Origin of the sequence: Sporosarcina sp. SAFN-015, from assembly GCF_051966875.1 — a bacterium.
Lineage (GTDB): Bacteria > Bacillota > Bacilli > Bacillales_A > Planococcaceae > Sporosarcina.
The window spans coordinates 177,609-201,958 of record NZ_JBQCKP010000001.1 but is presented as its reverse complement, the minus strand read 5'-3'; the positions used below and the strand labels follow the sequence as shown (position 1 = coordinate 201,958).

General features: G+C 35.2%; 21 protein-coding genes. 18 read left to right on the top strand and 3 right to left on the bottom strand.

Features of this window, described 5'->3' with window-relative positions:
• Window positions 1-10: 10 nt before the first annotated feature.
• On the bottom strand, window positions 11-622 hold the full coding sequence (locus ACTHPA_RS00910) for an Ig-like domain-containing protein (RefSeq protein WP_440498174.1): 612 nt from the start codon (window positions 620-622) through the stop codon (window positions 11-13).
• A gap of 62 nt (window positions 623-684) precedes the next feature.
• On the opposite strand from ACTHPA_RS00910, the gene ACTHPA_RS00905 reads away from it, so the two are divergent.
• From ACTHPA_RS00905 to ACTHPA_RS00890, 4 genes are all read left to right on the top strand, one after another.
• Window positions 685-3,546 carry a VWA domain-containing protein gene (locus tag ACTHPA_RS00905; RefSeq protein WP_440498173.1) on the top strand — a complete coding sequence of 954 codons (2,862 nt, stop codon included), beginning with the start codon at window positions 685-687 and terminating at the stop codon, window positions 3,544-3,546.
• 56 nt (window positions 3,547-3,602) lie between these two features.
• Entirely contained in the window at window positions 3,603-4,364 is a 762-nt protein-coding gene (locus ACTHPA_RS00900) for a cohesin domain-containing protein (protein ID WP_440498172.1), read from the top strand.
• A 16-nt stretch (window positions 4,365-4,380) separates the two neighbouring features.
• The gene (locus ACTHPA_RS00895; RefSeq protein WP_440498171.1) at window positions 4,381-5,787 is read left to right on the top strand and encodes a putative Ig domain-containing protein; all 1,407 of its coding nucleotides are present in this window, start codon (window positions 4,381-4,383) and stop codon (window positions 5,785-5,787) included.
• A 127-nt stretch (window positions 5,788-5,914) separates the two neighbouring features.
• Window positions 5,915-6,679 carry a hypothetical protein gene (locus tag ACTHPA_RS00890; RefSeq protein WP_440498170.1) on the top strand — a complete coding sequence of 255 codons (765 nt, stop codon included), beginning with the start codon at window positions 5,915-5,917 and terminating at the stop codon, window positions 6,677-6,679.
• A gap of 16 nt (window positions 6,680-6,695) precedes the next feature.
• Here the strand turns inward: ACTHPA_RS00890 and ACTHPA_RS00885 are convergent, their stop codons facing one another.
• Window positions 6,696-7,184, bottom strand: a complete 489-nt coding sequence (locus tag ACTHPA_RS00885) for a VanZ family protein (protein WP_440498169.1) — start codon at window positions 7,182-7,184, stop codon at window positions 6,696-6,698.
• Window positions 7,185-7,341: 157 nt separating this feature from the next.
• On the opposite strand from ACTHPA_RS00885, the gene ACTHPA_RS00880 reads away from it, so the two are divergent.
• The 3 genes from ACTHPA_RS00880 to ACTHPA_RS00870 are packed head-to-tail and all read left to right on the top strand — an operon-like array spanning window position 7,342 to window position 9,599.
• The gene (locus ACTHPA_RS00880) at window positions 7,342-8,073 is read left to right on the top strand and encodes a YveK family protein (protein WP_440498168.1); all 732 of its coding nucleotides are present in this window, start codon (window positions 7,342-7,344) and stop codon (window positions 8,071-8,073) included.
• A gap of 5 nt (window positions 8,074-8,078) precedes the next feature.
• Window positions 8,079-8,786, top strand: a complete 708-nt coding sequence (locus tag ACTHPA_RS00875; protein ID WP_440498167.1) for a CpsD/CapB family tyrosine-protein kinase — start codon at window positions 8,079-8,081, stop codon at window positions 8,784-8,786.
• A gap of 45 nt (window positions 8,787-8,831) precedes the next feature.
• On the top strand, window positions 8,832-9,599 hold the full coding sequence (locus ACTHPA_RS00870; protein ID WP_440498166.1) for a tyrosine-protein phosphatase: 768 nt from the start codon (window positions 8,832-8,834) through the stop codon (window positions 9,597-9,599).
• A gap of 73 nt (window positions 9,600-9,672) precedes the next feature.
• Here the strand turns inward: ACTHPA_RS00870 and ACTHPA_RS00865 are convergent, their stop codons facing one another.
• Window positions 9,673-10,737: an S-layer homology domain-containing protein gene (locus tag ACTHPA_RS00865; RefSeq protein WP_440498165.1), complete on the bottom strand. Its 1,065-nt coding sequence runs from the start codon at window positions 10,735-10,737 to the stop codon at window positions 9,673-9,675.
• A gap of 429 nt (window positions 10,738-11,166) precedes the next feature.
• On the opposite strand from ACTHPA_RS00865, the gene ACTHPA_RS00860 reads away from it, so the two are divergent.
• The 11 genes from ACTHPA_RS00860 (at window position 11,167) to ACTHPA_RS00810 (ending at window position 23,573) form a co-directional block, all read left to right on the top strand.
• Window positions 11,167-12,081, top strand: a complete 915-nt coding sequence (locus tag ACTHPA_RS00860) for a polysaccharide biosynthesis protein (RefSeq protein WP_440498579.1) — start codon at window positions 11,167-11,169, stop codon at window positions 12,079-12,081.
• A gap of 245 nt (window positions 12,082-12,326) precedes the next feature.
• A complete protein-coding gene (locus ACTHPA_RS00855) occupies window positions 12,327-13,016 on the top strand; it encodes a sugar transferase (RefSeq protein ID WP_440498164.1) in 690 nt (229 codons plus the stop codon).
• A gap of 26 nt (window positions 13,017-13,042) precedes the next feature.
• Window positions 13,043-14,053, top strand: a complete 1,011-nt coding sequence (gene galE, locus ACTHPA_RS00850) for a UDP-glucose 4-epimerase GalE (RefSeq protein ID WP_440498163.1) — start codon at window positions 13,043-13,045, stop codon at window positions 14,051-14,053.
• A gap of 23 nt (window positions 14,054-14,076) precedes the next feature.
• Window positions 14,077-15,249: a glycosyltransferase family 4 protein gene (locus ACTHPA_RS00845; RefSeq protein ID WP_440498162.1), complete on the top strand. Its 1,173-nt coding sequence runs from the start codon at window positions 14,077-14,079 to the stop codon at window positions 15,247-15,249.
• Window positions 15,250-15,471: 222 nt separating this feature from the next.
• Entirely contained in the window at window positions 15,472-16,416 is a 945-nt protein-coding gene (locus ACTHPA_RS00840) for a glycosyltransferase family 2 protein (protein WP_440498161.1), read from the top strand.
• An 8-nt stretch (window positions 16,417-16,424) separates the two neighbouring features.
• The gene (locus ACTHPA_RS00835) at window positions 16,425-17,564 is read left to right on the top strand and encodes a glycosyltransferase (protein WP_440498160.1); all 1,140 of its coding nucleotides are present in this window, start codon (window positions 16,425-16,427) and stop codon (window positions 17,562-17,564) included.
• Window positions 17,565-17,577: 13 nt separating this feature from the next.
• Window positions 17,578-18,639 (top strand): EpsG family protein, encoded by a 1,062-nt coding sequence (locus tag ACTHPA_RS00830; RefSeq protein WP_440498159.1) that lies wholly within the window; start codon window positions 17,578-17,580, stop codon window positions 18,637-18,639.
• 85 nt (window positions 18,640-18,724) lie between these two features.
• Window positions 18,725-19,768, top strand: a complete 1,044-nt coding sequence (locus ACTHPA_RS00825) for a glycosyltransferase (protein WP_440498158.1) — start codon at window positions 18,725-18,727, stop codon at window positions 19,766-19,768.
• Between the two features lie 70 nt (window positions 19,769-19,838).
• Complete coding sequence (locus ACTHPA_RS00820) at window positions 19,839-20,810, top strand: glycosyltransferase family 2 protein (protein ID WP_440498157.1); 972 nt, start codon at window positions 19,839-19,841, stop codon at window positions 20,808-20,810.
• Window positions 20,811-20,886: 76 nt separating this feature from the next.
• Window positions 20,887-22,404, top strand: a complete 1,518-nt coding sequence (locus ACTHPA_RS00815) for an oligosaccharide flippase family protein (RefSeq protein ID WP_440498156.1) — start codon at window positions 20,887-20,889, stop codon at window positions 22,402-22,404.
• Between the two features lie 164 nt (window positions 22,405-22,568).
• The gene (locus ACTHPA_RS00810) at window positions 22,569-23,573 is read left to right on the top strand and encodes a polysialyltransferase family glycosyltransferase (RefSeq protein ID WP_440498155.1); all 1,005 of its coding nucleotides are present in this window, start codon (window positions 22,569-22,571) and stop codon (window positions 23,571-23,573) included.
• Window positions 23,574-24,350 lie beyond the last annotated feature (777 nt).

Genomic DNA, 24,350 nt, shown 5'->3' with positions numbered 1-24,350 from the left:
GTGAACCTCCTCATTCTGTCACTTCAAAAACTTGTTCTTCTAATAATTTACCGTTCTTGTCATATGCTTTGATGAAAAGCTCGTCCCCTGCAGCCAATCCTTGGATACCTCTAGAGAAACTAGTCTTCCCAGATCCAATCATCGGCTGTTCAACACCGCCATTCACAGATATTGTTAGCGATGTAACGGTTGCTTCTGTCTGCACCTTTACGTTTGTTGCGAGTGGATTAAGTTCCGCTTGAATGACATGAATATAAATCCCTGTATATATAAAGTCTTTAACAACATCTTCCTTCAAGGGCTTCCCTTCAGCTGAAGTGACTGATTTCGAAACGGTCAACCGATAATTCGTTCCAATGGCATATCTTTTCTCAGGTTTCACTATAATCTTTTCCAAATCGTCCGATATAGTTAAAGAGACAGGATGATTTTCTCCGGAAGGAGTCGTTATGTATACATGATCAGGTCCCATAGATTCTGAATCGATTTTTTGACTGAAACTAATGGTCCAAGGTTTTTCTGGATCATGTGTCGATTCCGATGTAAAACTTACTGCGTGTGAAGAGGCGGTAATCGTAAAGGCGAAAAGTATAGATAGCACTACAATAGTTATTTTTTTCAAGATAGTAGACTCCTTTAAATAGTGTAAATACCTAAATATAAATTTTCAGGGGAGAGGGACGTATGAAAAAGAACAAGGGACTGTACATCTTAATGATGAGCTTACTGTTTATCATATCGGCATTATTCCAGCCAAGTTTAGCTCATATCAATGCGCAAGAGATGAATTCTGATAAGGCATGCAGTCCGAACAGAGGACTCGATATTGTGTTCGTCATCGACAATTCTGGCAGCATGTTGGAGACGGATCCTTCCGATATAAGAATTCAAGCGGCGAAGAATATGGTGAATGAATTACATGAATACGACAGAGTATCGGTCGTCAGCTTTAACGATGCTGCAACTATTCACCAGTCGTTGACGAATAATCGATTCGCAATCGACGCGGCTCTTGACAGTCTTACACCAACCGGTGGCACGGATATTAGTGCGGGATTGGACCTAGCTTTACAAGAACTAAAGATGCAAAGCAGAGACAACCATAAAATCATAGTTCTGCTTTCGGATGGCCATTCCATAAATAATACAATTTCATTGCAATTAGCTGAAAAAGCAAGAAATGAAAACGTACGTACATATACGATTGGATTAGGTGAATCGAGCAAAATTCCAGTATCGTTGTTAACGAGTATCGCAGAAAAGACAGGTGGACAATACTTCCACGCCATTAACGCCAATCAACTGACGACAGTTTTTCAAAAGATCCGTTTAATGATTGAAGATTTACGGGAGCCGAAAATCCCGAGCAATTGGACGTTAACGAAAGACTTGCATATGACAGGTGACCTTGTACTTCAAGAAAATATGAAGCTTGACTTGAATGGATATAATTTGTCAGTTGACGGCAGCCTTGTTCAATTGTCTTGCTCGGAGCTTCGTGCAGTGAGTGGACAAGTGACAGCTGCTAATCTTGAACAAAATGCAGGGGCAAGCATTCAATTGAATAATAGCCAACTACTTGTAAAAAAATCGTTTACGCAAGATGGAATTGTGCGCGTGAACGGAGATTACGATGGAAAGGCTGCTCCAGAAATTCTTATTGAAGGGGCATATAATCAGACTGTCCGTGGATCTCTTGACTTGAACGGATACGCATTAAAGGTCAATGGCGTATTAAATCAAGAAGGAAAAGTTGAAATGGGCGGCGGTGCAATCCATGTAACTGGGAATGTCACACAAAAAGGCCGATTCAATGTACAACAGGGAGAGTTGCTCATTGATGGCAACTTGACGCTTGCAGGCGGCCCGTTGCTTGACGAAGAATTTCTGACAAATAGGTCATTGGATGTCGGTGGCGGAGTTGTGCAAGTCGGGTCTGCCGGCCAAATGCTTGAAACGACAAAGAACGGAAATGTGCTTCAAAAAAGTGGACAACTTTTCGTTAACCACGGCACAGTCCGCATCTTCGGCGACTACACGGTTAAAGACGGTTGGTTGACGATGATCAAAGGGTCGATGGATACGAATGTGGCGGATTATGGCGAAGGTGACGGAGATTATGTATATGTGCACCGTAACTTCAGTATGGAAAGCCCTCGCAATCATGCGGGACGTGTTTATAGTCATCTCGGCACACCGATGAACGATCAAGCTCATTTGACAGACGGTGTTCTACGTGTCGACGGCAATTTCAGCCAGTTAGGTGACAAGCAATTTCATGCGCAATATAGCGATCTCTCGCAAAACTATATGCAAGACTATAGCCGATACAATTTCGGGGCGAAAAACAGACATAAAGTGCTGTTAACCGGCAAAACGCCGATACGTGTTCAAGGGTCTGGTTTCACATTCAACACATTAGAAGTTGGAGGAAGAATAGTAGAGTACCAACCATGGTCCGGTTCAGTGAAATGGAACACCCTTATTGAACAAGACGTTTCTTCAGAGGCGGATTTGAACTATTTGGCGATCAATGATATTCCGGTCAGAGCATTCTCACCATCGGTGCTAAATTATTACAATCATGCAATTCCTTCGGAAACGATAGTAGGTCCTCTTAGGGAATTGAAGGTCGATGCTCGAGCAAAAGATCATTTACACGCAAAAGTAACAGTTATGGGAAATATGCTGAGGGATGATGGAACGGCACAAGTGAAGATCCTTGTCACGGCAAGTGATGGAATTACTAGCAAGTTGTATACCGTGAACGTATTTGCGGGTGGGGCTTCTCCGGATGCTGTTGCCTCATTGGAAGTTGACCAGACAAACCTAGTATTCATCCAGAAGAGCGCAGCGTTCAATCCTGAAAAAGCGACGATCGGCTATCGTGTATTGCCGACAACCGCTCAAAACCAGCAAGTGAACTGGAGAACGCTTGACCCGGCTGTAGCTATCGTCACGAATGGGATTGTAACGCCAATCGGCATCGGTACTACATCGATTATTGCAGAAACTGCAGAAGGTGGTTTCGTCAAGACGATCAACGTAGAAGTGAAGAAAGAAAATGAATTGGTACAAGGCGTTAAGACATTGGCCGATTTTGTGGAAAACAACGACCGCTACAATGAAATTATGGCGTTATATGATCCTGCAAACATCGGTATTGTTGTACCAGGAAAATATATTGGGAAGTTGACCTTTACGACATCCGGTTCGTTAATGAGCGGGAAAATCGAAACGGATTCCGCTGTAAAAAGGGTCAATGTGAGCGTCAATGGCAAAATGTTGCCTGCGACTGCTGTAGAAAACTCTTTCCTTGTAAGTCGCATGGGCATCGAAGTCGGCGATTACGTAGAGGTTATTGCCTATAATGCAACAGGCGATGAACTTGAGCGAATCTATACGTCTTATCCATTAGATTACACGCCGATGAATGATATTCCACCAGGTTTCTATTCCGTGAAACGGTTAATGGAAAGCCCGGCACTGTTCTCGGAAATTCTCAACAAATATGCACCGGAGCATCTGATTTTCGAAGCACATTAAACGACTGAGGAGGTGGAGGGGGAGGAGCAAGAAGTTTCTCCCTCCGAGAGACAGCTATGTTAAAAAAACTAAAGATTTTTCTAGTACTAAGTTTACTACTTATGATACTGCCACCAAAAACGACAAATGCCGAAAGTAAGACGCTTGTCGGAATATCGACAGTATACGAAACGAGAGTGACGACTGTGGAGCTGGCAGTTTTCATTAACAGCAAAGAGAGCATTGCGAGTGGATCCTTCGATGTTGAGTACGATCCTGAATTGCTGAGAATCACGGAGACAAATCTTACAAAAGGATCAATCCTTTCAAATGATCTCACATCAATCGAGGGTGCTACGCCAGGCAACGCATCCCTTGCATTTGCAAATGCAGAAGGTAGACAGTTGGATGGCACGTTGTTATCAATAAAAGCCACAGTACGTAAGTCGAATACTCCGATCGATGTAAAATTGAAAAACGTCCAATTATACAAAGAAGACGGTACGGAAGTAAAAGCGCAATTGGTGGATGGTAGTATAAAGGATTTCAAAGGTAGAATAGAAGCGCATAAAGAAAAAGTGAAGCGCGACAAGCAATGGACAATCACACTAAATGAAGCGTATGATCCTGCTACATTAAACGAACATGCGGTGAACGTAAAGCGCGGTTCAGTAAAAGTGGATGTTATCATTAAACCGTTGAATGCCAAATCGTTTACAGTTACTCCTAAGAACGGCTATTTAAGTGGGGCACATACGATCGAAATAACCGAATTGCTTCATTCAGCCAATGGAACAAAATTGAACAAACCGATCCGAAAAACATTCTCGGTAGAATAAAGGAAGGAAAAATCAAATGAAAAAATATAGAACAACTTTTAAACTTGTTTTCTTCACTGGGCTTTTCTTCTTTTTCTCGGGAATCTTCATGCAAGAAGCATCTGCAGAAATACTAGAAATCGGGGAAGTTCGTTCGCTTGGCACTGAAGTGAAAGTTCCTGTTACACTATACGACTTTACGTATTTGAAGAACCTTAACGTGGAAATTGATATCGAAACCGGTCAAGAAGGTGTATCACTTATAGGTTTTGAAACAGCGAACCCATTCGAAAGTTCTCAATTCCGAACAGTAAAGAATGTAGAGGGAAGTAAATTGAAAATAGACGTTATTTCCCGAACAGGTTCTGAAGTGAAAGTTGAAAAAAGAATGATACTTGGTTATATTACTTACCGTTTAACCTCTTCATTCGAAGACGGGACCGCTATCAAATTGCCGATCGGGAATATTGTAGCGAATGGACGCTATGGCAATGACATCATTGTTTCTCCGCTCGGTGGTAAGATCGAGCGAAAAATGCCGGTTGGTGATGTCGTTGGGAAAAACAAGCCGACAGCTGCTGCTGCAATGCGAATTCTACAACATGTAAGAGGAAATCTAATTACAAACAAAGAAGAGTTCCTATCAGCAGATGTGGATGGTGATAATGTAATCACGCAAAATGATGCCCAACAAATCCTTGATTATGTATCAGGAAAAAGGGTCTCCTTCCTTGCTATCCAAGCGAAAGAACTGGATACAGCAGTCTTGAAAAGTGAATATGTCGACAAAGTCACAGCCGTCCATGGAAGAGCCCCTTACAAATATACTCGGTCTGGCACGCTTCCAAGTGGAATTACATTAGATGCTACAACCGGTGAATTATCTGGTACTCCAAAAATTGCGGGTTCCTATTCATTTACAGTAAAAGTGACAGACGCGGTCGGGAATGAAGCAGAGCGCATATTCAAAATGGAAGTTATCGATTCAAATATCAGTTCAGTAGAAAAATTATTGCCGATCACCGTACAGCTGAATGCTCAGCCTGCTTTACCATCAGAAGTGACAGTTACGTACAGTGATAAGAAAACTGGTAAGGAAAAGGTGAGCTGGGAACCGGTTGATACATCCGTGATAGGAACTACTGTCGCTAAAGGAAAACTAGCAGGCGGCTTCACGGTAACTGTCGACATTAACGTTGTCCATGCTGATTATGTAAAAGATATTCAGATTGATTACATGGAGTTCGTTAACCTCCATACAATTTATATTAACGCATCAGCAGAAGTGTACAGCATTACTGTCGATAATATACCGATGCACTATGAGGGCAATGAACTGTTTAGCTTAGGGACGAATGATCTTTTGCATGGCAAAACAGTCGTCATCCAGTTGAATGATAAGTTCGGAAATGTGCTTGAGTTAAAACAGATTGCATTGCAATAGTGAATAACTTGGACTGTAGACAAATCCAAAGTCTACAGTCCTTTTTGAATCTACTCATTATTACTACACCAATATCTTAAAATCTGTTACACTGTAAAAAAGAATACGAGCATCAAAGGAGAAGACAATGAAGAAATGGAAAATAGCGTTACTTGTTGTAGTTGTTCTCGTTGTAGCAGTCGCAAGTTATCTATTATACATATTTAAATTCAAAGAATACGACGTAGCTGACGATGAAGTTTCACAAATTGTCGAGGATCCATATGAAGTGGAACTGCCGGACGGATCGAAACTAATCATTGGAGAAGATGGATCTGTAACGACAGTAGGCGGCGGAGAGTCAGATAATACTCCTACTGAAACAGAGAACCCTGACACGGAAGAAGGCAGCGAAGATTCCGGAACGACTGGAAATTCAACAGCTGGCGTGACGCCTCCAAGTAATAATAGTTCAAAACCATCTACATCTAACAAGGAAGATTCCTCAACTGAGGAAAACTCTTCAGAAGGAAACAATGAATCTAGTAATACAACAAAAAAACCTACTGTAGCGACTATTAAAGCAAAGTATGAGCCGGTCTTCGCAAAATTGGAAGGACAAGCAGACCAAAAGATCAATGCTTTGATTGGTCGTGCGAAAAAGGAATACTCCGATAAAAAGGCGAACGGTGAAAAAATCAGCTACGGGTATTTCTACAATAAATATATGGGGGCAGCAACAAGCTTAGAGGCAAGCACTGACTCTGTATTCCATGGAGTGGTAAAGGCGGTTGAGGCTGAACTAGAGGCGAATGGCTATAGCAAATCATATGCACAAACCTTTGTCGATCAATACGAAGCGACAAAGAAAGCGCGTCGGGATAGTATCATTAGCAAAGCAACAGGAAACTAAAAAACGATCCAGTAGACTAGATGCTGCTGGATCGCTTTTTATGTACAGTGAATCGCATGATGATAACGAGAAATAGCAAGCAGATGACAGCGCCTGACATATCAAGGATGACATCGTGGTATGTCGCCGTCCTTCCTCCAGTTAGCGATTGATGGTACTCATCAGCTGCCGCAAACAGAAAAGTAACGAACAGAGCAGTCAGTTTCCGGAACGAATGCTTAGGCAGCAATAAATAAATGACGCAAGCTAAAGCCCCGAAAACAAAGAAATGAGCACTTTTTCGAAGCAGAAACTCGATAAAATGATAATAGCCTCTTTCCTCGATGGAGATCATTCGTCCCCAATAAGGGATTTCTAGATGGGCTAGCCATGCTTCAAATGGTTTTCCAGGAAGCCATTGTTGTAATGTAGGAATGAGTGATTGCTGTTCGTACGTTTGTGCAGAGGAAATAAACAATCCGACAACAAAACAGAGAAATAGACAAAATAAGAGTAAGTTTTTCATACCCATGAGTATAGCATAACTTGAAATTGAGTAAAAAAGGAAACTGTTTATAGTGTAATTATGCCTAAAGGAACATTAAAAGTTTATGCAAAATAGTAATGTTGTATGGTATACTAATTTAGGTTAAGAATGCGCAGCAAAGGGGCAACTAGCACTCATGGAAGAGACTATTAGTTTACAAGATTTGTTCAAAACATTGAGAAGACGTATGGGGCTTATTATTAGTACAACGATCCTTGCAGTTATTATTGCGGGAGTCGTTAGTTACTTTTTCCTTACTCCGATTTACCAAGCTTCGACACAAATCTTGGTAAATCAACAAAAAGCAGAACAACAGCAACAATTCAATTCACAAGATATTCAGATGAATCTCCAGCTTATCAATACATATAACGTCATTATTACGAGTCCTGCTATTTTAGCGAAAGTGATTGAGAACTTAGACTTGGACATAACGCCAGCAGCGTTGAAAAATCAAATTACAGTCAATAGCGCACAAAACTCCCAAGTCGTAAACGTCAGTGTACAAGATCCTGAGCCGCATAAAGCGGTTGACATCGCCAATACAACGGCAGAGGTATTCCAAGAGGAAGTACAAAAGTTAATGAATGTTGACAACGTCAATATCCTTTCACCTGCTGTGCATGTGGAGAACCCATCGCCGATCAAACCGAATAAAATGTTGAACATGGCCATTGCGGCAGTAATCGGTTTAATGATCGGAGTTGGTTTGGCATTTTTACTAGAATACTTGGATACGACAGTGAAAACCGAACAGGATGTTGAGGAACTGCTTGAATTGCCAATTCTCGGTCTTGTAAGTACGATTGCAGACAAGGACATGTTTGCGAGCAAAGACGCTGGACAAATGGGCCAGAATAAGGGGTAAAGACTATGTTTAAAAAGAAAAAAAAGAAATCACTTCAGTCGGTTGCCAGAAAACTGATAACAGTTGCCAACCCGAAAGCGATTGTTTCAGAACAATTTCGTACAGTCCGTACGAATATCAATTTTTCTGTGACAGACGAGGAATTAAAAACATTGTTGGTCACTTCTTCAGCGCCAAGTGAAGGGAAATCGACAAGCGCTGCCAATATTGCTGTAGTGTTTGCGCAAGCTAAAAAGAAGGTTGTCCTCATTGACGCCGATTTACGAAAGCCGACAATCCATCATACGTTTCATAAGACGAATGGCATTGGGTTATCCAATCTATTGACACGTCAAGCTGTGTTAACGGAAGTCATTCAACCAACAGAAGTAGAAGGATTACATATTATGACAAGCGGACCGATTCCGCCAAACCCTGCAGAGTTATTAGGATCAAAGACAATGGATGCTCTTATTGAAGAATTGAAGGAAACGTTCGATATGATCATTTTTGACGTCCCCCCAGTATTATCGGTGGCGGATGCTCAGATCCTAGCAAATAAATGCGACGGAACAATTCTCGTATTAAGCTCAGGCTCTACGGAGAAGGATAGTGCACTGAAGGCGAAGGAAGCACTTGAAACTTCAAAAGCCCGGATCCTAGGAACAATCTTAAATAACTTTGTAATGGGGAAAGACCATTACTATTATCAATATTACGGAGAACAAGAGTGAAGACAATCATTTGTCTTTCGCTCTTTTTTGTAGGAGGGAATAAACATGCTAGATATGCATAGCCATATTTTATTCGGAGTAGATGATGGACCTAAAACAATGGATGAGACGATGATGATGCTTGAAAAAGCTGTAGGGGAGGGCGTAACGCATATAATCGCAACATCACATTCTTTCCATCCCCAATTCCATGTGAGCCAAGAAACAATCCAGTCTCAACTCTATGAACTTCAAGAAGAGATTCAATCTCGCAACATCCCTATTTCAATCCTCCCAGGCCAGGAAGTGCGTTTGCATGAAAACATTCTCGAGTCAATCGAAAAGAATGAAGTGCTGACACTTGCGAACTCCAGGTATCTCTTGTTGGAATTGCCATCTCAAACTGTCCCGGCTTATACGGTCAACATCATCCAATCACTACTTGCTGAAAACATTATCCCAATCATTGCACATCCTGAGCGGAACAAAGCGATAGCGGAGAAGCCGGAGCGTTTGGAAAGGCTAATTCGGCATGGGGCGTTAGCACAAATAACAGCCGGAAGTGTCGCAGGATATTTCGGCAAGCACATACAAAAACTGTCCATACAGCTGATCGAGTCGAATTTAATACACACATATGGGTCGGATATGCACAATCCGACTACACGACCGATGTTATTCAAAGAGGGGCTACAATACTTGGAAAAGAAGAAGTTAGATGAATATATGAGTATCCTTTTGCAAAATAACATGAGCATCTTAAAAGATGATAATCTATTTATTTTAGAGCCTGATATGCAGAAAAAGAAAAAATGGTGGAATTTCATCGGGTAAGGGGGTCGTCGTATTAAATAGTTGGCGAAAAAATAGCCCCCACATTCCGAGAGAAGTGGAGGCTTACAAGTTATTATTCCGCTGGGATGAATACGCGTAGATTTACATTTACATCTTCAGAGAATTGAAGACCGTCTTTTTCACCATAAATAGTGACAGTAATATTGTCAGCGACTAAATCGCCCTTCGCTTGATCAGTGGATGGAGCTAACAAAGAGGCAAGTTGCTTTTGCAATTGCTCTTTCGCGGCAGCACGATCGCTGTTCACAGTTACGATAGGACCGTCAGCGATACGAACGCCTGTAACGCCAGCATCAAGAATTTTCTCGGAGAAGAGGCCAGTGGAACCTTGAACCGCCTTAATTCCTTCATCCATGTCGTATGCTGTCAAAGTTAAAGTGTTCGTTGTCGGATCAAAAGAAGCTTCCGCCAATTTTTTACCGTCTTTTTCAACAACTCCATGCTCTTGTACAATCGCACGCAATTTTGCTTTTGCCTCTGCAACCGCGTCTACTACTTTAACGGCAGTTTCAGTGCGGATGACGAAAGATGCCATTTGAGCACGTGTCACGTTCGCATTAGGTTCGAAAGTAGTTGGAGTCTTTCCTTTAGTAATATTGTTCTCGACTAAAGAGAGGACATGTCCGATATACCAAGAATCGCTTCTCACATCCGTAAATGGATTGGAAGCATCCCCTTCAGGCAAACCATAGCTCAAGTCAAGAATCTTAGCAGTGTGCGCGCGAGTCATCGGATCGTTCGGACGGAAAGTGCCGTCTTCAAATCCTTGAATGTAACCCGCATTCGCAAGTGCAGCTACATATTCATAATGCCATTGATTCGGATTGAGGTCTTTAAAACCAGGATCCTTTACATTTTTCGTATCGAGTCCAAGTGACAAAGCTAAAACTTTGGAAGCGTGAGCGCGAGTTAACTTCGCGTCCGGTCTGAACGTGCCATCTTCGTAGCCTTTTACGATGCCTCTTTCAGCTAAATTCATGATTGCATCATAATGATCCAAAGTGGGTTTTACATCTTTGAACGAACTGACTGCTGCATCTGCGTGTGTTGGTGCTCCGACAACAATTGCGCCTGCTGCCAAGGATAAAGAGAGTGCGGATAAGTAAGTTTTTCTCATGGGGTTCCTCCAATATCATAATTGTCCCACCTACTATACCACAAAAGATTAAAAGACTAACACTAATTTAGCTGAAATATGGTGAAATATTACAAAATTTTATCAAAATCGCGTTTCTCAACAATATGAAAGGGGAAATCGTTACAATAGTATGTGAGAAAAATGGAAGGAAGAAGATATGCTAATAAATATAAAATTTTTGACGAAAATGGTATCTATCGTCGAATTATGCTATTTTAGGAAAAAGGATGTGGAAAGTCCTCTTGTTAATAAGTAGGAAAAGGTAGAAGTGTGTAAAAAGTTGTAGTTTTTTCTGTTGTTACTGCTATAATGAAAGATATAAAAGTTAAACAGTTTACTAGAATAATTTTATGTGGAAAGGTAGTGAGTCACATTACTGTTAAAAAGAGAATGACATTATTGTTTCTAGTGGACTCTACTATAGTATTATTCTCGCTTTACATAGGTTATTTCATGCTTGCACCAAATTCCAATCTATTAACGAATAAAGTGCTGCTCGTAAGCGCAGTAACGATCCAAGTAGCACATCATCTCTTCGCATGGCATTACGGCCTGTACAGAAAGGCTTGGACGTATGCATCCATCGGAGAGCTAAAGTCAATTTTTAAGGCTGTGACACTGACGATTATTGTAGTAGCGCTTGTCCAGCTTGCTGTAGTCCAAGATATTTACTTCCGCGCATTAACAATCGCATGGATGCTTCATATATTGCTCATTGGAGGCTCACGTCTCTCTTGGAGAATCATGCGTGATTCGTTCTTGCAAAATAAGGACGATAAAGCGAAGCGTACGATGATCATCGGTGCAGGACAGGCCGGCAGCATGATTGTTAGGCAGATCCTTCAAAATCCAGACTGTGGCATGAAGCCAATCTTGTTCCTTGACGATGATAAGAAAAGGCAAGGGCTTGAAATGTACGGAGTAAAAATCGCTGGGGGTACGGAGAATATCCCGGCATTCGTTGAAGATAATGATATAGAAAAAATCATCATTACAATTCCCTCGATGGGGCGCCAGCAAATGGCTGAACTTTTAAAGGTATGCGTCGATACGGGAGTGCGTACACAAACGATTCCTAAAATCGAAGATCTTATGACCGGTAAGGTATCCGTAACCGATATGCAGGACGTTAAAATTGAAGACTTGCTCGGTCGCGATGAAGTACAACTTGATATGGAAGCCATCGCAAACAAGCTGACAGGCAAGACGATCCTGATCACCGGCGCAGGGGGATCAATCGGATCGGAAATTTGCCGTCAAGTGAATCGGTTCACACCGAAAAAGCTAGTATTGCTTGACAATGTAAAAAAACTTTATCTCTAAGTAGAACGCTAACCTGTGGTAAAAAGTTTCAACCAAATCAAGATTTGTTTATGTTTTGTTAGTTGTATATCTAAACTTATTAAGAGTTTATTCTATCGATTTCTTGATGCATAACATCTATAAGTTAATCTATAAAATAAACTGGTTCGGCAGTTTTTTTGTTGTTAACTGTTATTTATAAAAAAATGATAGTTATATAGAGTTTAAAGTGTTCCAATTGAATATTAATTTTTGGAGGGAGTATGTTGCGGAGTAACACAAGCCCGAATAACTTTTATGAAGAATATGCTTCGACCTTAAAAGATGAAGAAACTGCTTCGACATTAGAAGTTAGAGTAACAGACTCTTTAAGTGGAGATTATTGTTTACTCTGGAAAAGATTATTAGACCTGGGATTTGCTTTTTTACTTTTACCATTCGCAATTATATTGATTTTTACTTTTTTAATAATAATCAAACTCGAATCACGTGGTCCTGCTTTTTATTTTCAACAAAGAGTAGGTTTGAACGGTCAATACTTTAAAGTTATCAAATTAAGATCCATGAGAAATGATGCAGAAAAAAATGGAGCTGTTTGGGCTGAAAATAATGATCCACGGATTACAAGGGTTGGAAAGTTCATAAGAAAAACGAGAATTGATGAACTTCCTCAGCTGATTAATGTGATAAAGGGTGACATGAGTGTTGTCGGACCAAGACCAGAACGCCCAATGTTTACAGCGGAGTTTGAAAAGGAACACCCCGGCTTTACTAGAAGACTATCAGTCAAACCGGGTCTAACTGGTTGGGCGCAAGTGAACGGTGGATATGAGATAACACCTCTAGAAAAGGTAGAACTAGACGTGCATTATATAAATAATATGAACTTAAAAACAGACATAATGATATTGTTACTGACAATAAAAATTGTACTAACAGGTCACGGAGCAAGATAGATTAAGTGAGAATAGGGGAGATCTGGATGAGTATTCTGGTAACTGGTGGTACGGGATATATAGGCAGTCACACTATAGTTGAATTACTTGAAGCCGGGTTTGATGTTATCGTCGTTGATAATCTAAGCAATAGTTCAGAAGATGTAATTGATCGTATTGAAAAAATAACTGGTAAAGATTTATCTTTTTATAACATAGACTTGTTAAATAAAAAGGCATTGGATTTAATTTTTCATGAAAACTCAATTGAAGCAGTTATACATTTTGCTGGATATAAAGCAGTTGGTGAGTCTGTACAACTACCTTTGAAATATTATCAAAATAACATAATAAGTACTTTAAACATGTGTGAAGTAATGGAAAAATACGGTGTGTATAATCTGATTTTCAGTTCATCAGCTACTGTTTATGGATATCCTGAAAGATTGCCTTTAGATGAAACTTGTTCTACCAGCGCATTAAATCCCTATGGAAGAACAAAGTTAATGATTGAGGAAATTCTAACAGATTTATCTAACTCAAATCGAAAATGGAGAATAGCTCTTCTGAGGTATTTCAACCCAGTAGGGGCACACAATAGTGGTTTGATAGGGGAAAAACCTAATGGTACTCCCAATAACCTGATGCCCTATATCACACAAGTTGCTTCTGGAAAATTGGAAAAGCTATATGTCTTTGGTGGAGATTATCCCTCAAAGGATGGTACTGGGGTTAGGGATTATATTCATGTTGTTGATTTAGCTTTGGGACATTTAAAAGCCTTGAAGAAAATCGATATATTAAGTGGAATAGAAGCTTTTAATTTAGGAACTGGAATAGGATATAGTGTTTTAGAGGTAATTGAAACATTCGAGGAAGCATCCAAGGTAAAAATACCTTACGAAATAGTTAGCAGAAGATTTGGGGATACGGGTATTTGTTATGCAAATCCTGTTAAAGCCAATAAACACTTAAATTGGTATGCAGAGAGAGATTTGTTTGAAATGTGTAAATCGGCGTGGGATTGGGAGAACACGCGAGAATTTATTTCAATTTAAAGTTTTATAGAAAGGACAATTAAATGAAAAAGGTATTATTTGTAGCAACTGTTGTAAAAAAACATATTATGGTGTTTCATCTTCCGTATTTGAAATGGTTTAAAGAAAATGGATATGAAGTACATGTTTGCGCTCATAATGACTATGAAGATAAAGAGGATTGTAAAATTCCTTTCTGCGATAAATATTATAATTTACCCTTTAGTAGATCTCCTTCAAACCTTTCAAATATAAGGTCTTATAAGTTATTAAAGGATATTATTGAAGATAATTGTTATTCTATAATCCATTGTCACACTCCAGTTGGAGGTGCCTTGGCAAGGCTAGCTGCAAGAAAATCACGAAGAAAAGAAACTAAAGTAGTTTATACGGCGCACGGCTTTCATTTTTATAAAGGAGCCCCTATTAAGCATTGGATACTATTTTATCCTGTTGAACTTTTTTTATCTAAATTTACAGACATTATTATTACAATTAACAATGAAGACTACTTGATAGCAGATAAATTTAAAAAAAATACAAGGGTTGAGTATATTCCAGGTGTCGGTATAAATACAAAAAAATTCAGACCTGATTTAAAGGATAGAAAAGATCTGGTAGAAGACTTAAATATCCCTGTAGGATCAGTAGTAATTTTGTCTGTTGGAGAGTTAAATCGTAATAAAAATCACCAAGTAATGATTAGAGCTTTAAAAAGCATAAATAAAGAAAATGTTTATTACCTTATTTCTGGTGTTGGAGAAGAATTAGAAAATCTAAGGAGTTTAGCAATAAAGTTAGGGGTTCATAATAGAGTGAAATTTTTAGGCTATAGACATGACCTAGCAGATATATATAGTCAAGTGGATATTTTTGTGTTTCCGTCATATAGAGAAGGACTATCACTTTCATTAATGGAAGCAATGTCTTCAGGATTACCGATTATTTGTTCCAATATTCGAGGCAATAATGAACTAATTATAGATGGGATAGGTGGTTACTTGTTAAATCCAAACGATGTAAATGGATTTAAAAGTAAGTTAATCAAACTAGTTGATGATTCGACATTACGCAAAAAAATGGGGCAGTACAATATTAATAAGATTAAAGAATATGACATAAATAATGTTAGGGGCCAGTTGATTAACCTTTATCAATCACTTATAACGTCAAAAAAAATTAAATCAGGACAAACAGAACAATGGACAGATGAATAAAAATAATAGAAGAGAGGAAATTTTTTTTATTATCAACAGATTGATTTCCAAATAGTAAGAATTCGAAAGTTTTTTTACCTGTAATAAAAATATCATGGGGAAATATTATAGAGCATGTATTTATTGAAAATAAGCTGTTTGGAAATATTGTTTATAAGTAATTTGCTTATCCATGTGAGAAATGAAACTTATAACACGACTGGTTATCTTTAAGGAGTACGTATGGACAAAAAAATTACTATTATTATACCCGTATATAATAAAGAAAAATTTCTATCAAAAACAATAGAGAGTGTCTTAAGCCAAAGTTATAAAAATTTTGAATTAATAATCATTGATGATGGTTCTACTGATTTAAGTTTAAAAGTAATTAATGAGTTTGCTAGAAGAGATACTAGAATCCATGTTTACACCCAACGAAATTCTGGAGTGTCAGCAGCCAGAAATAATGGAATAATGAAAGCTACTGGTACTTATATAACGTTTTTGGATGCCGACGATTTTTATGATGAGCATTTTTTACAAAAAATGCTTTTAGCTGTACAAGGGTATTATGCAGCCTTTTGTGGACATGTTTATCATTATCCTAATGGGAAAAAAATAAAAGCAAACATGAATTGGAAAGGTGAATTACTAAAGAATTATATAAATAATAAATGTACGCCTAATACTAATTCATGGATCATCGATAAGAAGTGGCTTATTGACAATCAATTATTTTTTAGTGAAGATTTAAATTGGGGAGAAGATATGCTTTTTTTTGGTACAATATTTACCAAAACTAAAAACATTAATTATTGTAAAGAATATTTAAGTAATTATAGGCTAGAAATTAGTAATTCATTAAGTGAAAATGATTTCTCAAAGATTAATAAAGAAAAAGTTTGGATTAATAGATTAGTAAAGATAATTGAAAATGAACCCCCAAGAACCAAAACAACTCAGCGGAATATTAACCTCTTATTAGAATATAGACTTCCAGCTTTAATTATATATAGATTATATAATCATAAAACATTAACAAATAAAGACGAGTTCCTATCTCTTTTCGAGGAAAACATAGAGATAATTAAAAAAGTTTCATATATAAATGGTATTAGAAGTATAAAATTAATTGTTTATCAAAGAAAATTATTTAAGTTCTATGAAAAACTTAAAGGAGAATAAACATAAGAATGTATATTTTTATAAGAAGTAATGATGTTAGTCCCGATCCTAGATTACAGAAATATATTGATTATGCTCGTGAATATAAATTGAAATATAAAATAATTGCTTGGAATAGATTGGGGCTGAATATACATAAGGAACATACAGTTTATTATAATCGAAAAGCACCTTTTGGCAGGGGCATAAAAAATATCCCATCAAAACTTGCTTGGTTTATATTTATTGTGTTCAGTTTAATTAAACATAAAAACGAATATAGTATAATACATGCTTGTGATTTAGACACAGCAATCCCTTCGTATTTTTGCAAAAAATTACTTAGAAAAAAAATGAATTTTGATGTTTTTGATTGGACAAGCTCAGATAAGAAAAAGGGCATTAATCAACTTTTAGTTTTGATTGAAAATTTTATATTTAAAAACTCTGATAACGTTATAATCTGTGAAAAATTCCGTATAAATCAAGTGCAGCAAAATAATAGACGAGATTATATGGTTTTACCGAATATACCAAGTATCAATTTTATTGAAGATAACACTTATAAATACTATGTAAATAATCTGAAGAAAGATTATAAGCTAGTCCTTAGTTATGTAGGCGTATTTGATAAAAATAGAGGTATTGAAGATCTATTAGATTTTATTAGTGAAAAACCAAAAATTTTTCTTAATATAGCTGGATTTGGATTGCTTCAACAACTGGTTGCGGAATATTCCGATAAGTATCCAAATATAAATTATGTTGGTAAAGTAGATTATAATACGGGGCTAAATATTATGTCTAATTCCGATATGATTATTGGTTTATATTATATGACAAATAAAGTACATAAATATGCTGCCCCAAATAAATATTATGAGAGTCTTTATTTAGGTGTCCCTTTAGTAACAAATGAAGGACCAGATTTTGCGAAAAAGATTATTGAAGAAGAAACGGGTTTCGTTATTAAGGAAGGTAAAGATGGATTCAAAGAAATATCAATGATCAGTAATGAGGAACGTTTAAAAAAATCACAGAAGGCTAGGAGTTGTTGGGAAAGTAAGTACTCGGACTATACAGAGAACTTTATGAAAGAGTATTTTGAAATCAAAAAGAGAACTGATTTAAATTTCAATTTTAACAAAGTATCGTATAAAACCAAATAGGAATGGTCTATGAATGTATAATTTATTTTTCTTTTTACTCTTATATATAATCTTGTTTATTTTTATTATTAGAAGTCAAAATAATATAGTGTTTAAAATATTTAATATATTACTTTTGATATTTTTAACTATTATGTCTGGCTTTAGATATAATGTTGGCACAGATTATGAAACATATAATACATGGTATTATAATTGGAATCAAATAAATATTGAGTGGGTTTACACAGGCTTAAGTTCTTTCTTTTTAAATACTAATCTCGAATTCTTTCATTTTACTTTTTTTATAGCTGCTTTTTCTAATCTAATTTTATACATAGCACTTAAAAAGTGGGATCTAACAGATAAACAAATTTCTTTAGCATTGATTCTATATAGCACAATATATATATTTTTATTTATGAATGCGATTAGGCAAGGCGTTGCTATTATATTATTATTATTAGCATTAGCTTATTTCACTCAAAAAAAACCCTTTAAATTTGGAGTGACAATGGTAATTGCAATGGGGTTTCATACTTCTGTGTTGCTTGTTCTCCCATTTATCTATCTTCTAAGAAGAAAAACAATATCATTTACTACTTTTATTATAGGAATAATTACAAGTTATTTAGTTATTATTTTTGGATTTGGGCACCAAATTATAATAACCTTATTAAATTTAACATTTTATGAAAGTAAATATCAAAATTCAGATCTTTTATTCAATACAAGTTCTAGCATATTTAGTTTAGGAGTTACATTTAAAACATTATTAGCAATTGCAGTAATTTACTATGTAAAAGAAATAAAATTCGAAAGAAAATTTGTCATTGCAATTAATTTTTACGCTATTGGTGCCATTTTCAGAATTTTTGCACTATCGACCTATTTGGTCAATAGGGTAGGATTATATTTTCAGTTTTTAGAGCTAATAGTTATTTGCTTAGTTATTAAGAAATTAAAAAACAAAAAAACTAAATACTTACTACTTTTTGTAATTATTTCAGTTAATATATTTTTATTGTATAAATCAATAGTAATTGATTCTATTAAAAATGACTACAAATATTATTGGGTGTTTGATTTTATGTAATAGAATGGCATTGACCCATTCTGAAAAGCACATATCTAATAGATTCGATAGAACCTGTAAAAATAAGTATTAAGTAGGGGGAACAATGGTAAAAGTAAGTATTATAGTGCCTATTTATAATGTAGAAAAATATCTTAAACGCTGTTTAATAAGTATTCAAAATCAAAGACTTAAAGATATACAAATCATTTTAGTGAATGATGGTTCCAAGGATAACAGTCTGGAAATTTGTAGGGAATTTGAAGCTATAGATGATAGAGTTGTGTTAATTGATAAACCAAATGGTGGTGTATCATCTGCTAGAAATGCAGGTATTATGGTTGCTGAAGGTGAATATATCGGTTTTATTGATCCAGATGACTGGATAGAACCCGAAATGTTTGAAGCTCTTTATCAACAAGGTTTGAAAAATAATGCTGATATTTGTATTTGTAACTATGTGATTGAGCAAAATGAAAAATCTATTCCTGTTATAATGGATATTGAGAAGGAGATTCTCGAAGGTAAAGAAATTATTGAAAACATTGTTGTCAATATGATTGGAAGTTCTAATTTGAACAGCGGAAGTCAAACTGTTATGGGGAGCGCGTGTAGATTAATTATTAAAAAAGATTTAATTGAAAAATATAGTTTGAGTTTTAATGTTAATATTCCACTCATGGAAGATTTGCTTTTTTGTGTAGCTGCATTTTCAAAAGCGCGAAGAGTTCAAATAATTAATGGGACATATTATCATTATTTTCAAAAAGCCAGTTCTGCGATAAGAATATATAGAAAAAATATGTTTGAGATACAATCTAATGTATTTCAAGAATTGGAAAAAATAATAAAAGATAATGGGAATACTATTATGTATAAGGAGAGATTAGATATTAGATACGTAAATTTGGTATTAGATTCTATATCAAATGAGGTTAAAAAAGGAAATCGTAAGCGAATAAAAGAAAGAATTATAACTATAAAAAGACTATGTGAAAATCAAAAACTAAAAATCATTATAAATAAAATTAATAGTAAAGGATATACAATAAGAAAAAAGATTGTATTAAATGCAATTAAAAAAGAATACGCTTTATTTTTATATTTTTATTACAGCGCTTTATTAAAAATTACTGATATAAAGAATTAAAGATATAAGATTTATTTCGTATCTAGTATTAAAAGTATCTTGTCCTTAATTATAGACCATGGAGGATTATATGAGTGAACTTGTTTCAATAATAATACCTATATATAATGTTGAAGATTATCTACATCGATGTGTTAATTCTATATTAGATCAAACATATAAGAACCTTGAAGTTATCTTAGTTAATGATGGTTCTCCTGACCGGTGCGGGGAAATCTGTGAAGAATACGCAAAATTAGATAAAAGAGTGAAAGTATTACATAAAAAAAATGGTGGGCTATCAGATGCTCGGAATGCAGGGATTGAAATTGCTCAGGGTGAATATATCTCGTTTGTCGATAGCGATGATTGGGTCCATAAGGAATATATTGAGAAGCTATATCAGTTACTAAAAACAACAGACTCAGATATTTCAGTATCCAACTTCATCAGAACTTCAACAGAAAATACTCAAGGTGAAATTTCGAAAGAAATAATTTATGAGTATTCTAATAATGAAGCACTAGAGCAATTTTTAGATAAATTCTATGTTCAGATGGTTATAGCATGTGGGAAATTATATAAAAGAAAATTATTTGAAGATGTACGCTTTCCTGTAGGAAGGATACATGAAGATGAATTTACAACGCACAAATTGATTCATAAGGCAAAAAAAATCATACTCACTTCAGCTCAATTATTATACTACTGGCAAAGAAACGATAGTATTATGGGAAGTGGTTTTAATATTAAAAACAGACTTCATGCTATAGATGCCTTTAGGGAAAGAGCGGAGTTCTTTGAAAAGGTAGGGCTTACGGACTTAAGTAATAAAACTTATAAAGAGTTATTTTTTATTTATATGGATGTTAATAAACGAAAAAACCTATTTGAAGATAAAATAATGAAAGAAAATTTTAACAGAAATTTCATCGATTTTAAAAAAAAACTTCGAAATATCAATCAGAATGTGAAATTCAAATTATTTTATGAGTCTTATTTTATAGTGCCAAAAACAATGGAATTGATCTATAGATTATACGTTAAATTAAGACTCCGGTGAGTATTCCGGTAAGTTATTTGTCAATTAACCACAATGAAATAGATAATTATTATCTAAAAAGAAGGTATCTTTTTTTATGTTTAAGAAGCAACTTAGTATTAATTTAATAGCAAATGCTATGTCTTTTTCTATAAGCGTTGGTATTAGTTTTGTACTGACTCCTTTTTTAATTAAATATATTGGAAAAGAAGCATTTGGATTCTTTCCACTGGCTAATAACTTTGTAACATATATTAATTTATTAGTAATTGCATTAAATTCGATGGCTGCAAGATTTATTATGTTAGAAATTATGAAGAAAGATAAGCATCGAGCAAACATATATTTCAACTCGGTTTTATATTCAAATATCGTCATGGTAATAGTGTTGATCATACCACTTTCTTTAATTATTATTTTCATAGACCACATTTTAAATACTCCGATTGATTTGGTTAATGAAATCCGAATTCTTTTTGGATTAATATTTTTAACATTTTTGATATCTGTATTAGGGTCTGTGTTTAATGTCGCTACTTTAGCAACAAATCGAATTGATTTGCGGTCATATCAAGAAATTATTCAAAATGGATTAAAGGCCTCATTATTTATTATCCTATTTACATTATTAACTCCTTCTATTATTTATGTGGGGGTTGTCAGTCTGAGTGTTAGTATTATAGGTATTGCTATTTCATTGTACTTTACTAAAAGACTTCTACCTGAGATAAAGTTTTCAACGTCTTATTTTGATTTAAAAGCAGTTAAAGAACTTTTAAGTTCTGGAATTTGGGGTTCTTTTAATCAGCTAAGTGTTATTTTATTGACTGGGTTAGATCTTTTATTAGCAAATATCTTTTTTGGAGCTGCAAAAGGGGGAGAGTTTTCAATTTCTCAGACCGTTCCCTTATTTATTAGTTCTTTAATAGGAATGCTAGTAGGTGTGTTCATTCCCCCTATAGCAGCTCATTACGCTAAAGAAGACACTAATGGAATGCTAAAAGAGATTGATTTTTCAGGGAAAGTCTTGCTCATATTAATAAGTGTTCCAATTGCCGGTTTCATTGTTTTTGGTGAGGAATTTTACCAACTTTGGGTTCCGAGTGAAAACTCCAGTTTTCTTCATTTTTTGTCGATTATTATAATCTCACCATTTTTTATCAGCGGGGCAATCAATGTATTATTTAATGTAAATACGATCTTAAATAAAGTGAAGATCCCTTCAATTATTTTATTTTGTACGGGAGTTTTGAATATATTATTAGTACTTATTCTAATAAATTTTACAGATTTAGGTCTTTTAGCAATTCCAATTTCAAGTGTAATACTAAGTTGTATTCGAAACCTAACTTTTACACCAATTTATACAGCGAAATGTTTAAAAGTAAAATGGTATACTTTTTACGGATTAATAGCAAGGAATCTTATAACAATTATCATTTTGGTAGTAGTTTTTTACTCAATTAAACAGTTATTAGCTATAGATACGTGGATGAAATTAATTACTACAGCAGTGATTTGTGGCTGTCTAGGGATTATAATCAGCTTGGTTTTAGTGCTTAATAAATCACATTTTAAAATGCTGTTAAATTTAGTGAATAGTAAATTAAGATGAAGTGAAAGGTGTATGTTTGGTAGTCTTAAATTGTTTTTTAATTCCTACTACTGAGTTTTTGATTATCAGACCTTATAAATGATGTGCAGATGATGTGGTTCTTATGTTTGAGTTACAATAATATTTAACATTTCTATTGCTTTCAAATAGCGAAGGGAGAAAAAATGAAAAATAATCGTGTTTATATTTGTTTTACTTACTACCATGTACTAGTCACTCTAGTCAAAGAAATTTCTAATATCGGTGAGGCGGATATTGTGATTTGTGATACCATTCCCGGATATATGAAGTTATTTCATTCCCTTAAAGGAACGCGGAGTTTTAAAAATGTGTACACATTTAGTGAGAAAAAATATAGAAAAAGTAATGTAGAGAAAAGAAGATTTAGTAAAATAGAGTTAGTATTTACAAATTATAAATATAAAAAAATGATTAAACCTAATTTTGAATTAAAAAAGAATACCTATAAAGAAGTTAATATATATAATGATTGGACATACTTAGGCTATTATCTAAGAGCAAATAGAATATATTATAATTTATTAGAAGATGCAATGGATTCTTACAAGGTTTTAAAAAATTATATAGAAATTGATTATAAAAAATCTTTAAGAAATAGAATATTTGGTTTTGTATATGAAACTTTATATTTTCACGGTAAATCTAAATACTCTAAAATTGTAGAAGTTAATAATGAAAAAGATCTCGAAATACCTAGAGAAAAGATTAGGGTAAAAGATAAAAAAGAAATGTTTAGCAAATTGACAGAGGAACAAAAAAAACAAATATATATGATTTTTACAATGGACGATGATGAAGAGTCATCATTGCATGGAGACAGTGTTCTCATTCTGAGTCAACCCTTGTTTGAGGATGGAATTGTCCAAACTAAAGAGATTCAAAGAAAAGTTTATCAAGATATAATTGACGCCTACTGCGATGATCTAAATATTTTTATAAAACCGCATCCCAGAGATAATTTTAATTATCGAGATAATTTCATTAACGTTCGTGTAATGAATAAAGATTTACCTTCGGAAATTTTAAACTTCAATCCAAATATTAAATATAAAAAAGCAATTACTGTTACTTCTACGTCATTAAATAGTATTGATTTTGTGGATGATAAGGTTTATTTTGGATTTGAATGGCTTAGAAAATATCAATAGAAATAATTCATATTCATAGAAGTTTACCTGTTAAGAATATGTGGATCTATGCTATGTCAATATCCTGGACATAAAAATGATTAGTTCTTGTCAGAAGCTACATCTATATATGGAGAATCGTTCTGTAGCGAAACTACCAATAACTAATTGATCGTGGTGGCTTAGCATTCTTGTTACAGAGGTTGTCACGCGCTTCTATTTTGGTAGCCGTAAAGCAGGACCATATTTCTTTGTGGTTGTGGATTGATCTCTTCTGCTTTCATGATGCGCTGAACATGTATTTAGCTAACAGAAAAACCATACTTTTTGAGAATGTGATGAATTTTAGGTAAGCTCTAGCACCTTTACTCTCCTCATGAATGTGTTTTTATCCTCTCTAAAATAACTTCGTATATACGAAGCTATTACTTTTATGGAAGGATTGATAATAAGTAATTCTGTACACTTCGAGTTCTTCACATAAAACTTGAACAGGATAGTATTCCTTCTCCTGTTTAATATGGACGATAATCTTTTGGCAGATCAATTTTTAGTGAATATAATTATAGGCTATTTTAAGATGTCTACCTCCTGATGAAAGCGAATATCCCTTTGAATTTCGGATGTTTCAGCCGGTTAAAATCAGCCTCTAATTTCAATGGGAAAGTGATCCATATTCCAAATTTTTGTTTCATACTGGCCACACAATTCTCTATTTATTAGAATGAGACTTAACTAACTTGGTCCTTTCATTTACTAGTCCACTGAGTTATCTTTAGAATGCATTTACCTATTGAA

Excerpts from the sequence above, each read along its gene's own strand:
- ACTHPA_RS00905 (WP_440498173.1), top strand. The coding sequence starts at position 685 with ATGAAAAAGAACAAGGGACTGTACATCTTAATGATGAGCTTACTGTTT.
- ACTHPA_RS00900 (WP_440498172.1), top strand. The coding sequence starts at position 3,603 with ATGTTAAAAAAACTAAAGATTTTTCTAGTACTAAGTTTACTACTTATG.
- ACTHPA_RS00895 (WP_440498171.1), top strand. The coding sequence starts at position 4,381 with ATGAAAAAATATAGAACAACTTTTAAACTTGTTTTCTTCACTGGGCTT.
- ACTHPA_RS00890 (WP_440498170.1), top strand. The coding sequence starts at position 5,915 with ATGAAGAAATGGAAAATAGCGTTACTTGTTGTAGTTGTTCTCGTTGTA.
- ACTHPA_RS00885 (WP_440498169.1), bottom strand. The coding sequence starts at position 7,184 with ATGAAAAACTTACTCTTATTTTGTCTATTTCTCTGTTTTGTTGTCGGA.
- ACTHPA_RS00880 (WP_440498168.1), top strand. The coding sequence starts at position 7,342 with ATGGAAGAGACTATTAGTTTACAAGATTTGTTCAAAACATTGAGAAGA.
- ACTHPA_RS00875 (WP_440498167.1), top strand. The coding sequence starts at position 8,079 with ATGTTTAAAAAGAAAAAAAAGAAATCACTTCAGTCGGTTGCCAGAAAA.
- ACTHPA_RS00870 (WP_440498166.1), top strand. The coding sequence starts at position 8,832 with ATGCTAGATATGCATAGCCATATTTTATTCGGAGTAGATGATGGACCT.
- ACTHPA_RS00865 (WP_440498165.1), bottom strand. The coding sequence starts at position 10,737 with ATGAGAAAAACTTACTTATCCGCACTCTCTTTATCCTTGGCAGCAGGC.
- galE (WP_440498163.1), top strand. The coding sequence starts at position 13,043 with ATGAGTATTCTGGTAACTGGTGGTACGGGATATATAGGCAGTCACACT.
- ACTHPA_RS00845 (WP_440498162.1), top strand. The coding sequence starts at position 14,077 with ATGAAAAAGGTATTATTTGTAGCAACTGTTGTAAAAAAACATATTATG.
- ACTHPA_RS00840 (WP_440498161.1), top strand. The coding sequence starts at position 15,472 with ATGGACAAAAAAATTACTATTATTATACCCGTATATAATAAAGAAAAA.
- ACTHPA_RS00835 (WP_440498160.1), top strand. The coding sequence starts at position 16,425 with ATGTATATTTTTATAAGAAGTAATGATGTTAGTCCCGATCCTAGATTA.
- ACTHPA_RS00830 (WP_440498159.1), top strand. The coding sequence starts at position 17,578 with ATGTATAATTTATTTTTCTTTTTACTCTTATATATAATCTTGTTTATT.
- ACTHPA_RS00825 (WP_440498158.1), top strand. The coding sequence starts at position 18,725 with ATGGTAAAAGTAAGTATTATAGTGCCTATTTATAATGTAGAAAAATAT.
- ACTHPA_RS00820 (WP_440498157.1), top strand. The coding sequence starts at position 19,839 with ATGAGTGAACTTGTTTCAATAATAATACCTATATATAATGTTGAAGAT.
- ACTHPA_RS00815 (WP_440498156.1), top strand. The coding sequence starts at position 20,887 with ATGTTTAAGAAGCAACTTAGTATTAATTTAATAGCAAATGCTATGTCT.
- ACTHPA_RS00810 (WP_440498155.1), top strand. The coding sequence starts at position 22,569 with ATGAAAAATAATCGTGTTTATATTTGTTTTACTTACTACCATGTACTA.